Annotated in this window: 11 protein-coding genes and 2 tRNA genes; 11 read left to right on the top strand and 2 right to left on the bottom strand. The window is 70.4% G+C overall.

What is annotated here, in order from left to right; translation table 11 throughout:
* Nucleotides 1–74: 74 nt before the first annotated feature.
* From FHS23_RS02085 to FHS23_RS02055, 7 genes are all read left to right on the top strand, one after another.
* Nucleotides 75–590 (top strand): hypothetical protein, encoded by a 516-nt coding sequence (locus FHS23_RS02085; RefSeq protein WP_183646844.1) that lies wholly within the window; start codon nt 75–77, stop codon nt 588–590.
* The gene (locus FHS23_RS02080; RefSeq protein ID WP_183646841.1) at nt 587–1936 is read left to right on the top strand and encodes a WXG100 family type VII secretion target; all 1350 of its coding nucleotides are present in this window, start codon (nt 587–589) and stop codon (nt 1934–1936) included. The genes FHS23_RS02085 and FHS23_RS02080 overlap by 4 nt, the downstream gene beginning before the upstream one ends.
* 6 nt (nt 1937–1942) lie before the next feature.
* On the top strand, nt 1943–2701 hold the full coding sequence (locus FHS23_RS02075) for an ESX secretion-associated protein EspG (RefSeq protein WP_183646838.1): 759 nt from the start codon (nt 1943–1945) through the stop codon (nt 2699–2701).
* Nucleotides 2702–2711: 10 nt separating this feature from the next.
* A complete protein-coding gene (locus FHS23_RS02070) occupies nt 2712–4781 on the top strand; it encodes an acetoacetate--CoA ligase (protein WP_183646835.1) in 2070 nt (689 codons plus the stop codon).
* Nucleotides 4782–5275: 494 nt separating this feature from the next.
* Nucleotides 5276–5365, top strand: a tRNA-Ser gene (locus FHS23_RS02065).
* Between the two features lie 62 nt (nt 5366–5427).
* A tRNA-Arg gene (locus tag FHS23_RS02060) sits at nt 5428–5500 on the top strand.
* 117 nt (nt 5501–5617) lie between these two features.
* On the top strand, nt 5618–6997 hold the full coding sequence (locus FHS23_RS02055; protein WP_183646831.1) for a site-specific integrase: 1380 nt from the start codon (nt 5618–5620) through the stop codon (nt 6995–6997).
* Here FHS23_RS02055 and FHS23_RS02050 read toward each other — a convergent pair.
* Nucleotides 6992–7801, bottom strand: coding sequence for a protein phosphatase 2C domain-containing protein (locus FHS23_RS02050; RefSeq protein ID WP_183646828.1), 810 nt, complete (start codon nt 7799–7801; stop codon nt 6992–6994). The two genes, FHS23_RS02055 and FHS23_RS02050, sit on opposite strands and share 6 nt — an antisense overlap.
* A gap of 4 nt (nt 7802–7805) precedes the next feature.
* Nucleotides 7806–8639 carry a hypothetical protein gene (locus tag FHS23_RS02045; RefSeq protein ID WP_183646825.1) on the bottom strand — a complete coding sequence of 278 codons (834 nt, stop codon included), beginning with the start codon at nt 8637–8639 and terminating at the stop codon, nt 7806–7808.
* 129 nt (nt 8640–8768) lie between these two features.
* On the opposite strand from FHS23_RS02045, the gene FHS23_RS02040 reads away from it, so the two are divergent.
* From FHS23_RS02040 to FHS23_RS02025, 4 genes are all read left to right on the top strand, one after another.
* A complete protein-coding gene (locus FHS23_RS02040; protein WP_343053581.1) occupies nt 8769–9047 on the top strand; it encodes a helix-turn-helix domain-containing protein in 279 nt (92 codons plus the stop codon).
* The gene (locus FHS23_RS02035) at nt 9044–10852 is read left to right on the top strand and encodes a type IV secretory system conjugative DNA transfer family protein (protein WP_183646822.1); all 1809 of its coding nucleotides are present in this window, start codon (nt 9044–9046) and stop codon (nt 10850–10852) included. The genes FHS23_RS02040 and FHS23_RS02035 overlap by 4 nt, the downstream gene beginning before the upstream one ends.
* Nucleotides 10849–11517: a hypothetical protein gene (locus FHS23_RS02030; protein WP_183646819.1), complete on the top strand. Its 669-nt coding sequence runs from the start codon at nt 10849–10851 to the stop codon at nt 11515–11517. Before FHS23_RS02035 ends, FHS23_RS02030 begins: the two co-directional genes overlap by 4 nt.
* A 62-nt stretch (nt 11518–11579) precedes the next feature.
* On the top strand, nt 11580–12443 hold the full coding sequence (locus FHS23_RS02025) for a hypothetical protein (protein ID WP_183646816.1): 864 nt from the start codon (nt 11580–11582) through the stop codon (nt 12441–12443).
* The last annotated feature ends 133 nt before the right edge of the window (nt 12444–12576 follow it).

Genomic DNA, 12576 nt, shown 5'->3' with positions numbered 1-12576 from the left:
ATCGTGTGAACCGGTCGGCTCGCGCGTGCGTCGCAGTTACAGTTGCCGACATCGACAACCCTGGGGGTGTGATCGTGACGGAACCCAGCACGACGCGCGACGACGGCGCGGCGTGGCAGTCGGCCGACTCCGGGGCGTCCGCGGGTGTGGGGCCGTTCGGAGCGGCACCGGCGGCGCCCGCCCTCGACTTCGCCTCGGGCGCGGCGGACAGGCTCGCCCCGGTGGCCGAGGAACTGAACCAGGTCCGCGAGCAGGTCGAGGGCGGCGAGCTGCGGCTCGACGAGGGTGCGGCCCACGCCCTGCTCGCACAGCTCATGCAGCTGCAGGGGCACGTTCACCGGCTCATCGCCGACGCGGGCGAGAACATCGCCGCGCCCCTGCGCTTCGGTGACAACTTCGTCGGCGAAACGCTGGCCCAGCGGTTGCAGGGCGCTGCGGACGGGGAAACGAACGCCGCGCTGCCCGTGCTCAAGGCCTACGCCGCGCAGCTGGAGAAGCTCGAAGGCATCGTGCGCGCCGCGGCCGGGATGATCACTACGGCCGACGAGGACGCAGGGCGAGACCTGCAGCGCATCGGGAGGTCCGAGTGATCGCGAACTGTCTTCCCTTCCCGTGGCCGCCGCGGGAACCGGAGGGTCCGCAGCCCGGCAAGGACGCCCTGGAGTCGGAGTTCGATTGGCAGGCCCTTCCGCACGCCGAGCTGTACCACATGGCGACGATGGGCGTGGACGCCGAAGCGGCGGAACGCGTGGCGCACAAGTGGGCCGACCTCGGGGCGCAGCTGCAGGACATCGGCGACAGCCTGCGCGCGGCGCTGCGAGAGGCGTCGGAAGGCTGGCAGGGTGGCGGGGTCGACCAGGCCCGGCAGCGTGTCGAGCAGCTGTCGACGTGGACCGACCGGACGGCCCGGGACAGTCACGGCGTCGGCACCGCGATCCAGGCGCAGTCGCACCTCGCGCAGTGGGCGAAGAACAACATGCCCGAGCCCCCGCAGTTCTCACACCCGTGGCCGTGGTTCCCGCCGCCGATGCTGCCCGCGCCGATCCGCGAACTCGAGCCCCACGGCGGTGACGACGTCGTCGCGCTCGGCGAACCCGAGTCGGACGCCGATCGCGGGGGTCGTGGCGGTGGGCTGCCCGGGGAGATCGACGTGCTGGGCGACGGCGGTGCCGGATCAGCAGACGGCGGGCCGCCGGGCGACGGCGGATGGGCGCTGGGCCGTGGTGGCGGCTCCGGTGGTTCCGCCGGACCGGGCGGCGCCGGTGGCACGGGCTCCATGGGTGGAGCCGCCGACACGGGAGGTGGCGGCGGCGGATTCGCCGGTGGCGCCGCGTTGCCCCTGGACCCCGTCGCCGACGTCGAACGCCGCGAGGAACTGCACCGCCAGGCGGCACAGGTCATGCGGACGTACCAGCTCGAATCCGGGAACGTGTTCCGCGGCGTGCCGCAGTTCGTGATGCCGGGCGAGGACATCATCAAGGACGATCCGCGCACACCCGGTGAGCCGCCGCCTCCGCCGGAGGACGGCGGCACCGACCCGTCACACCGCGTCGGCCCGCAGCCACCGGGCGGTACGGGCGGTTTCGTGCCCGGAGTCGTCGCCGCGCCGCTGGCCGCGGGTGCGGCGTCCGGAATGGCGGCGGGCGCCGTCGGCGGCGGCGCGCCCTCGTCCGGAATGCAGACCGGAGTGGGCGCGGCAAGCGGTTCGACGGGATCCGCAGGCGGGCAGGCCGCGTCGGCCGCGAGTGCCGCCCGCGGTGCGGGCGGTGCGCCGATGGGCATGATGGGCGGCGCGGGCGCACGTCCCGACCGGGACGAGGAGCCCGAGCACAATTCGCCGTCGTACCTGCAGGAGGAGGACGACGTCTGGGGCATGCCGGTGGGGCAGGTCGCACCCCCGGTGATCGGTGAGCGCGGTTGGCGTGGGGACGAGTGACGGCGGGTGCGTGACGAGAACTCCGGATGGATCACGCTCCACCCGGGCGAGTTCTACTTGTTGTGGCGCACGCTGGAACTCGGCGATCCACCGTCGGTGCTGGGCGTGCCACGGGTCGGGGCGACGGAGTCGTATCGCGCGGAGCTGATCGCGCTGGCCGACGAATCGCTGGCAGAGCGCGGCCTCGGCACGGTGCGATCGCCGGACCGTGACGTCGAGGATCTGCTGCGCACACTCGCGGAACCGGACGTGTCGGTGGACCTGAGCACCTCCGGGTCGGACGCCTCGTTCCGCTCCCACGGCGTGGTCGGCGAACGTGGCGCGGCGACGGCCGGCACCTCGGGCGAGGACGTGCTCGTCGGCCCTGTGCGGCCTGCGGAACTGATCCCGACGATGTTCGAGGCGCTGCCGACCGTCGACGCGGGGCCGGGCGCGCCCGCGAACGTCGGGTACGCGGACTACCGCCGTGCCTGCCGCGCCGGCGAGCACGAGGGCGCGAGCGGGTTCCTCGACGCGCTGCGCGAGGCGGGCGTGCGCTCGTCGGAGGCGGCGACGGTCCTGCGCGCCGTCGAGGGCAGGCGCGCGGGCGGGTACGTCGGTGCGACATCGCGCACACATGGGCGCACGCCGGGCACCGTCAACTGGGTCGACACCGAGCAGGGCCGCTATGCGCTGCGGAAACTGGGCGACTGGGTCACGGTGACTCCCGCGGACGCGGCGAGATTGCGTGGCATGGCGGAGGAAATGGTCGCCGATCTGACCTAAGGTCGCGGGCATGAACACGCAGGGCAGCGACGCCACGAGCACGGGCACCGCAGCAGGTACGAACACACCGGACTCCGCGACCACCGCAGCGGACACGGCGACGACCGGGAGCGGCGCTCCCGAGGTGCTGTGGACGCCGACGCCGGAGCAGGTCGAGCGCACACGCGTGGCCGACTTCCGCCGCTGGCTGGCCGAGGAGCGCGGTGTGACGACGAAGGACTACGCGCAGCTGCACGAGTTCTCCACGGCGTCCCTCGGCGACTTCTGGTCGGCTGTGGCCGAGTACCTGGGCGTGATCTGGCACGCCGAGCCCGGCCGGGTTCTCTCGGGACTCGAGATGCCGGGCGCGACGTGGTTCGCGGGCGGCACGCTGAACTACGCCGAGCACGCGTTGACCGGCGGCGTCGCGGGCGCGGCGAAGGCCGACGACGACGTCGCGGTGGTCTTCGCGCGGGAGGACGGCCTCGAGCGGCAGCTGACGTTCGGCGAGCTGCGCGGCCAGGTGGCGGCGGCGCGCGCGGGCCTGAAGGAGCTGGGCGTCGGCAAGGGCGACCGTGTGGTGGCCCTGGCGCCGAACTGCCCGGAGACGCTCGTGGCGTTCCTGGCCACGGCCAGCCTCGGAGCGATCTGGTCGTCGTGTTCGCCCGACTTCGGGGTGCGCGCGGTCGCGGACCGGTTCACGCAGATCGAGCCGAAGGTGCTGATCGCGGTCAACGGGTACCGCTACAACGGACGGTCGTTCGACATCCGCCCGACGGTCGACGAACTCGTCGGGCAGCTACCGGGCCTGGGCACGACGGTCCTCGTCGACTACGAGGGCGGCGGCACGATGCCCGCGGCCCGCGGCTGGGACGACCTCCTGGCCGCGCACGAGGGTGCCGAGCTCGCGTTCGACGCCGTCGAGTTCGACCACCCGCTGTGGATCCTGTACTCGTCGGGCACCACCGGCCTGCCCAAGGGAATCGTGCAGGGCCACGGCGGCATCACGGTCGAGCACCTGAAAGCCCTTGCCCTGCAGCAGGATCTGGGTCCGGGCGAACGGTTCTTCTGGTTCACCACGACCGGTTGGATGATGTGGAACTTCCTGATCTCCGGCCTGCTCGTCGGCTCGACGGTCGTGCTGTACGACGGCAGTCCCGGCTATCCCGATCTGGGCGCGCTGTGGCGGTTGTCGGCCCGGCACGGCGTGACGGTGTTCGGCACGTCGGCGCCGTTCGTGCAGAGTTGCCTCAAGGCGCACCTCAAACCGGCCGAGGACGTGGACCTGTCGTCGCTGCGGGCGATCGGCTCGACGGGGGCGCCGCTGTCGGAGGAGGGCTTCCGGTGGATCGCCGATGCGATCGGGCCGGAGGTGCAGATCTGTTCGGTGTCCGGTGGCACGGACCTGTGCACGGCGTTCGTCGGTTCGGCCCCGGACGTGCCGGTGTGGCTGGGGGAGCTGTCGTGCCGGAGCCTCGGCGCGGCGGTGCAGGCCTACGACGACAGTGGGCGCGCGGTCGTCGACGAGGTGGGCGAGCTGGTCGTCACCAAGCCGATGCCGTCGATGCCGGTGATGTTCTGGAACGACCCCGACGGCAGCAGGCTGCGCGAGGCGTACTTCGAGGATTTCCCGGGCGTGTGGCGGCACGGCGACTGGATCAAGATCACCAAGCGTGGCTCGGCGATCATCTACGGCCGCAGCGACTCGACGCTCAACCGCGGCGGCGTGCGGATGGGCACCGCGGAGTTCTACCGGGTCGTCGAGGGTTACGACGCCGTGCTCGACTCGCTGGTGATCGACACCTCGGCGGCGGGCGAGGAGGGGGAGCTCGTGTGCTTCCTCGTGCTCGCCGAGGGCGTCGCGCTGGAGGACCTGGAGCCGGACCTGCGGAAACAGCTGCGTGCCGCGCTGTCGCCGAGGCACGTGCCCGACCGTTTCGTGGTCGTCGACGCCGTCCCCCGGACGCTGAACGGCAAGAAGTGCGAGGTGCCGGTCAAGAAGATCCTGTCCGGAGCCGACCCGGACCGCGCCGTGTCCCGCGACGCCCTCGCCAACCCGGACGCACTGACCGCCTTCGTGGAGTACGCCGCCCGCCCCTGACCCGCGTGTTGCAGCTCCCGTGTTGCGCTCCCGGGGGCCCGTGTTGCGTATTCCGGGGCCCATGTTGCGCATTCCGGGGCACGTGTTGCGCATTCGGGAGCGTGGGTTGTGCCTCCGGGTGCGGCCCTCGTCACCGCGTGTGTTTCGCGCACAGCACCGGGTGTCCTGCACTCGGACCCGTATGTCCTGCGTTGTGCCCGTCAACCGGGCGGCCTGCGAGGGCGCGCCGGGCCACGGCCGGGACCTCACGGCGTCCGACGGAGCGGTGGCCCGGGACCATGCCCTCGCTGCAGCCACGCGGCAGCCGTGGCGATGCGGGCCGAGCGGATGGGGGCCGGTGGCCCGCCTGCGTCTCACCCGTGAGCTGATCCACGCAGCCCGTGATCGGGCAGGTCACAGCCACTGCGGTGTGGTCGTACACGCGAAAGGGGGGTGGCTGGAAGCCAGGTGCGGGGCATGCGTAAACTATGACGGCAGTGGTCGCGACCGACCCGGGAGGCTTCGCCTAGTCCGGTCTATGGCGCCGCACTGCTAATGCGGTTGGGAGTAACCCTCCCTCGCGGGTTCAAATCCCGCAGCCTCCGCTGACACTCGGGTCCGCCCGGGCGTCGGACCCGGCCAGCCGTCGGGTACAATTGAACATGATGCGCCTGTAGCTCAACGGATAGAGCATCTGACTACGGATCAGAAGGTTTGGGGTTCGAATCCCTACAGGCGCGCACCACAAGAAACCCCCTGTACGCAGGGGGTTTCTTGCTGTCTGGGGTCGGTTGAGTCGCCAGCGGTGTTGATCTTCATCCACGCCCCCATCCACGAGCGTTGCTAACGTGCCGTCCATGGGGAGTTCGAACGGTGTGGCCGAGGGCCGCAAGCGTGGCAGTATCCGCCGCCTCGGGAACGCGCTTCAGGTCCGTGTCTCCGCCGGGAAAGACCCGTCCACTGGCGAACGCATCGTGCTCGTCGAGTCGGTCTCGATCGAGAAGCCCGGCAACGAACGGTCCGAGCGAGCAGCACGCAAGGAAGCCGAGAAGGTTCTGACCCGTCTGCAGAACGAGGCGGATGAGCTGAAGGTCGCGCGGACGAAGTCGACATTCGGCGCGTTGCTCGACAGGTGGCTGGCGCAGCACGAGGTCGACGCCACTACGCGGATGAACTACGAGTCGGCGATCGAGCGCTATATCCGGCCGGAGCTGGGGGAAGTGCCGCTGATTCTGTTGGTGCGCGACGCCTCGGAGCGACTGGAGCGCTTCTACGCCGACTTGCGACGGTGCAGTGCGCGGTGCAGCGGTAAGCCGTTCATCGAGCATCGTGTCGAGGGGCCGCACGAATGTCGGGAGGTGCAGCACCGGCGCCCTCCGGGTCGCCGTCCAGCGGCCGGCTACCCGCCGCACGATTGCGAGGCGATGGGCTGCACGGTCGTCGAGTGCCAGCCCCACGTCTGCACGCCCTATTCGGCCTCGAGCGTGCGACAGGTCCACGCCATCATCAGTAGTGCCCTGTCGGCGGCGATGCGGTGGGGATGGATCGCGTACAACCCTGCGCCGGCCGTGAAGTTGCCGGCCAAGCGGCGCCCGCAGCCGCAGCCGCCTTCCTCTGCGGACATGGCACGCATCGTCGAGGCCGCGTTCAACGCCGACGAATGGTGGGGGACGTACGTCTGGTTGTCAGCCGTGACCGGGGCGCGTCGCGGCGAGATCGTGGCGCTGCAGTGGCGTGATGTCGACTGCGACGCCGGCGTCGTGCTACTCGACGAGAACTACGTGCGCGGGCCGGACGGCATGATCGTCAAGGACACGAAGACCCATCAGGCCCGGCGCGTGTCGATCGACGACGACACCGTGACCCTGCTCCGGCAGTACCGGGGGAGCTGCGAAGAGCAGCTGCAGAGCCTCGGCCTGGAACTCGAGGCGACGACGTGGCTGTTCTCGGCGAAGCCGGACCTGAGCCGCCCGCGTGACCCGAGCGCGCTCACGCGGCGATACGCGAAGCTCGTCGAGTCGTTGGGAATGGCGACGAAGCTCAAGGAACTGCGGCACTACTCCGCGACGGAACTACTGACCGCCGGTGTGGACCTGCGCACCGTGGCCGGGCGTCTTGGCCACGGCGACGGCACCACCACGTTGCGGCATTACGCCGCATGGGTCGGAGCGGCGGACAAGGAAGCGGCGACAAAGCTGGCGGGACGTATGCCGAAGCTCAACCGGCCCGGTTCATAGCGAGCGGAGGTCGACGGCAGCGATCGTCATGTCGTCGGCGACTTTCGAGCGTGGAAGCGTCGCGCCCTCGGGGTCGGACTGCTTGAGCCAGGTTTCGCAGCGCTGCAGCAGGCTTGCGATGCTCGCATCGTCCATTCGGGACACCTTGCGCCAGTCGTCGAGGCCCAGGTGGGTCAAGGGTTCGTATGCACCATCGGTCGCGAGTACCGCCCACGTGATGTCGCCGGCTGGAACACTGCGCTCGAACGCATGGTGAGCGGCGCTGGGATCGGCTTCCGCGATCCAGTAGCCACCTTCGATGTTCCGGTGCTTCCGTTGTTCACGTTGTAGGTCCGCGAGCAGTTCGCGGTGTGTGTCGTCGTAGCCGTGGCCATGAGCGAGGCGGCGACGGTATTCGGCCCTTTCCGGAAGGTGGAGCTCGTCGAGTCGGTGGTCGGCGAGCTCGTGGCAGGCGTGGTCGTCGCCGTAGTAGATCGTGCTGTCGCCCAGGACATAGAGATCGATCCTGTCGTCGGCGTGGCGCAACACGGTGACGGTGCTCGAGGGAGACGCGTCTCCCTCGATGCCGAGTTCATCGGCGGCAGCCGCTATAGCGTGAGCCACGGCGTCGGCTACAGCGATGTCAGGGGACGCGCGTAGCTGATCGCTGATGCCATTTCCGAGCGCGTCGACGTATGCCCCGGTGGACACGTCGACCGGAGCGAACGGGCTGGCCCCGTCGAGAACGGCGACGGCTCGGTCTGTCGTGAAGACCCGGTCCTGGCTTCGAGCGGCGTCCGGAAGCTGAGCGGTGTGGATACGCATTCGGTCACCAACCGTAAGGGCCGGCCACAAGTTCACTGCCGGTGATCGTCGTCTCGTCCTCGCCGAACGTGCAGCGAACGATCCCGCTGAACGAGGTATCGCCAGCGTCCTTGAACAGCTGGGCGATGTTCTCGGTGAGGTAGTGCAGGACACCACTGGAGCCAACGGCGGTGATGCCGGCGATGTGGGTGATCACGCGCCCGTCGTGCTTGTGGCGGGCGAAGTAGCCGAATTCCGCCCGCGTCGACGGATCGTCGAGACGTGGCGAGTAGTAGTGCTCGTTCGTGACGTGGTCCTCGATGCGCCACTTGCCATCGGGCTTCGCGAAGCCGAGTTCGGTGTCTTCTTCCAGCAGCAGGAGAGCCACGGGCGCCGAGCGCGGGCCGCAGATGATGACGGCGTCGCCGTCCGGAAGGTCTTGCCGGTCCGGTTCGATCGAGAGGCGTTCGCTGGCGAGCGAGAAGCTCCCGAGGAGCGTTTCCGCTTGCTCTTGCGCCTGCGCGTCGGAGGCATCGATGTAGGTGCGCATGCGGTGGTCTTCGCCGCGGCGGAGAGGGACGCCGACCGTGACCGGGCCGACGCCGAAGAAGGCGCGCTCGGGGCCAGGGGCCGAGCCTCTGATCTGCGTGATCCGGCCCTTGGAGATACCCAGCGCTGTGGCGATCTCGGTGTAGCTCAGGTCCTTGTCGCGGTGCGCTTCCTCGATCGCTGCCTTGCGTAGGCGGGCCAGTTCGGTGGCCCGCTGCTGGTAGTGCGTCATCAGCGCGGTCGCCCGCCGCGCCCTGCGCACCGGGTCGTCATCTGCCCGGACTGAGTCGAAGTCGTCCAAGTCCGCCATGCCCAGAGTTTAGAGGGGCTTGACGGGCTTCGCGATGGGGCCCTACAGTGCAGTTTATCCCCCCTAAACACCACTGATGCCAAAAGTGCGGATGGTGAGTTTAGGGGCCTAAACCGACTGGAGGAGACCGTGGAACAGGCAAGCAATCCGGCAGGGGGAGCAGGGGCCGACAGGCCGCGCCTCGCCTTCTACAACGTCGCGGAGACCGCTGATCTGCTGCGTATGGATCAGTCGACGCTCTACCGGCATCTCCGCAGCGGCCGGTTTCCGGCCGTCAAGATCGGCGGACGTTACGTCGTGCCGCGCCAGGTGGTCGAGCGCCTGGTCGACGAGGTGATCGCAGCAGGCCGCTGCGTCGACGTCGCCGAATGGGCCGCACGAGCCGCGCTGTCCGGGGGTGTGGCATGAGCCTGGGTACGAGGAAGAGTCGCGCGAAGTTCACGCGTCGAGTGGTTGCCGGCGGTGTGGTGTTGTTCGGCCTGGGTTGGCTGATGTCGCGGATGCCGGCCGAGACGCCGGGGCAGGAGTTCTGGCCGTGGCTGATGATCGCCGGGGCGTTGCCGCTGGTGACGGTGGTCGTGCTGGTGGCGCGTCGTCGGACGGGCACGGTCGGCACGGTGTCGCGGTGGTCGCGTCGGTCGAAGCGCAACGACGGGGTGGCCTCGCCGTGGACGATCCTGCGCACGGCGTCGTGGTTCGCGGTGCGTCGCAAGGCCGCGGTGCTGCGGCCACACCTGCGGCAGATGTCGTGGTGGCGCCGCTGGACGGTGCCGATCACCGAGCTGGCGACGCCGTTGGCGCGGGTGGGCCCGCTGCGTGTGTGGTCGCCGATCGAGGACGTGACGCTGCGTCTGGGCGGGCCGCGCACGGGTAAGACCGGCGAGTTGGCCGGCCGCATTCTCGACGCGCCCGGTGCGGTGATCGCCACCAGCACGCGGACCGACCTGGTGGAGCTGACCGGCGCGTGCCGTGCCCGGACGGGACCGGTGAGGGTGTTCAACCCGTCCGGGCTGGGCGGCATGGAGTCGTCGGTGACGTTCGACCCGCTGTCGGGTTGCGAGGAGCCGAAGACGGCCACCGTGCGTGCGGCGGACCTGTTGTCGGGGGCTGCGACCTCGGTCGGCGGTGGGGACATGGAGTTCTGGCAGTCCCAGGCCCGCCGGGTGTTGGCCTCGCTGATGCACGCCGCCGCGCTGGGTGAGGGCTCGATGCGCGATGTGCTCGCGTGGGTGGCCGACCCCGACAACGCAGGCACGGAGGTACAGCGGTTCCTGCGTCGCTCGCCCGAGCCGGCATTCGAGCAGGACGCGTTGCAGTTCCTCGGGACCAACGAACGCACCCGGTCGTCGATCTGTTCGACGATCATGCCCGCGCTCGGGTGGCTGACCGACGCGACGGCGTCGGCCGCTGCGGCCGAGGGTTCGTTCGACGTGGCGGAGTTGTTGGACAGCCGCGGCACGGTGTTCATGCTCGGCGCCGAGGATTCACAGGTCGCGCCGCTGGTGACCGCGTTGACCGGGCACATCGCCCGCGAGGCCCGGCGGCTGGCGGCGTTCGAGCCCGGCGGCCGGCTGGACCCGCCGTTGACGATGGCGCTGGACGAGGCCGCGCTGATCTGCCCGGTTCCGCTGGACAACTGGACGGCCGACATGGGCGGGCGCAACGTCACCATCCACATCGCCGCGCAGTCCCGCAGTCAGTTGCGGCAGCGCTGGGGTGATGACGGCGCCGCGACGATCCTGAACAACTCCGCCGCGCTGATGATCTACGGCGCCACGCGGGATTCCGAGGACCTCGCCGCCTATTCCGCGCTGGCCGGTGAGCGCTACGAGGAGACCCCGACCTGGGACGAGGACGGCGAGCTGAAGTCGGTGTCCTCACAGCGGGTGCCGGTGCTGACGCAGTCGCAGATCGCGCAGCTTCCTGCGGGACGGGTGCTGATGATCCGACGGAACATGCCGGCCGCGGTCGGCCGGGTGCGCATGGCGTGGAAGCGCCACGACGTCCGGGCCGAGACTCGCGCGGCCCGTCGGTACGAGCGGCTGACGCGATGGAGCGAGGCGTGGCTGCGGTTCGCCGACCGTGTCGAGGAATGGGCCTCCCAGGACAAGTTCGCCAACGCCCGCCGCAAGCTCGGCGTCCACCTCGACGTCGACCGGGCCCGCGGTCCGCAGCACGTGCACTCCGATGTGGACGGAGGTGTGCAGCGATGAGCGAGACGCCCGAGTACGCGACGGCCGAGGCCGTGAGCGGTGTGGCGCTGGAGGTCGACGGGTTGCGCCGCCGGTTCGACCAGCTCGACAACAGGCTCGGCCCGGTCGAGGCGTGGGGCGCCCGGCTGGACGCGATCGAGCAGCAGTTGGCCGAGACGGTCGAGAAGTTGCGCCAGTTGGTCACGGCCCCCGGTCAGAGCACGGTGGCGTCCTGGCTGGCGCTGCCCGAGGACGACGAGCAGGCCCAGCACCTCATGGCCGAGCTCGTGGCGTGGCTGCAGACGGTGTTCCTGCGCTACCCGGACGCCGCCGAGGTGCTGCCGGATTGCTGGGCCTGGCACCCGGAGGTGGTCGAGGAGCTGCTGTGGCTGATGCAGGCCTGGTCGAGCGCCTACTTCGACCAGGCGGGCGGGGTGTTGCGGGTGGCCGACTGGCACGACCGCTACCGGCCCGGTGTGGTGCGGCGCCTGTCGGCCCGTGCGGGCAAGTGCTCGTTGGAGAACCACACGAGCCCGGCCGGGGCGCCGGTCGCGCCGCTGGCTGAGTCGGCCGGCCAGCTCGCCGAGTGGTGGGCGACGAGTCGCCGCCGGCCGGCGCCGGAACCGAGCGACGAGCAGTTCGCGGCCGCCGCGCCGCGCCGAACCCGCGGAGGGATGCGCCGATGAGTACTCAGCCCACCACGTCGAGCCGCGGCGGTATCCGCCGCTGGGCATTGTGGATCCCCGGGTTGCTGGTCGCGCTGGGCGCGGCGGCGGCCACGGCGCACGGCCTGTTCGAGGTCACGGTGGCCGCGCATGTGCCGGCCGGGATCGCCTGGGTGTACCCGGTGATCACCGACGGGCTCGCGCTGGTGGCCTACCTCGCGACGATCGCGCTGGCCGCCCACGCTCGCCGCTACGCCTGGTTCGTGGTCGTGCTCGCCGCCGGCGTGTCGGGCCTAGCCCAGGCGGCCTACCTCGCCGGCGGGGTGCACACCACGTCGCCGGAGCTGCGGTTCGGGATCGGCGCGTGGCCGGCTGTGGCCGCGGCGATCGCGGCGCACCTGCTGTTCCTGATCGCTCACGCCGACCGCGCCGAGGACACCGGAAACGACGCATCAGCCGAAGCGGAGACCCCGGAGGCCGAGACGACTGCCCCAGCCGAGCGTCCGGCGCCGGTTACCGACAAGGCGGACAGCACCGCGCCGGCCGTCCGGCCGTCGGAGGAGGCGACGCCGGCGGGGGACGAGCGTCCGACGGTGCAGCTTCCGGCCGTCCGGCCGGAGCCGTCCGGTCCCGCGTCCGTTCAGTCGGAGCCTGTCCAGCCGGTCGGCTGTACGGAACCGGTGGATGCCGCGCCGTCCGAACCCGTCCAGGCGCGGCCGGTTTCCGGGCCGGTGGGGGCGCGGCCGTCCGGCGGTTCGCAGCGCGAGCGCGCCCACGCGGCGGCCGTCCAGTACTCGGACACGCATGGCGCGCTGCCGACCGTGAGCCGTCTTGCCGAGACGGCGGGAGTGTCCCGAGGCACCGCAGGCGAAGTCCTCAAAGCCCTCCGCGAGAGGCCGACCGAGCTGCATTTGGTCACCACCAACGACGTGCAGGAAGCCCAGTGATGAGCACGACGAGCCTTCGAGCCTCCCCAGTGATCAGCGAAGTAGTAGCGATCGAGTTGGAGTCAGGAGGAGCTGATGTTTTTGAGAAGGGAGAAGAGAAGAAGAAGGGAACACACCTAGGCATCACGATCCG

Source organism: Prauserella isguenensis (assembly GCF_014191605.1).
GTDB lineage: Bacteria > Actinomycetota > Actinomycetes > Mycobacteriales > Pseudonocardiaceae > Prauserella > Prauserella isguenensis.
The sequence above is the reverse complement of the archived record's forward strand: the minus strand, read 5'-3'. Positions and strand labels throughout refer to the sequence as shown.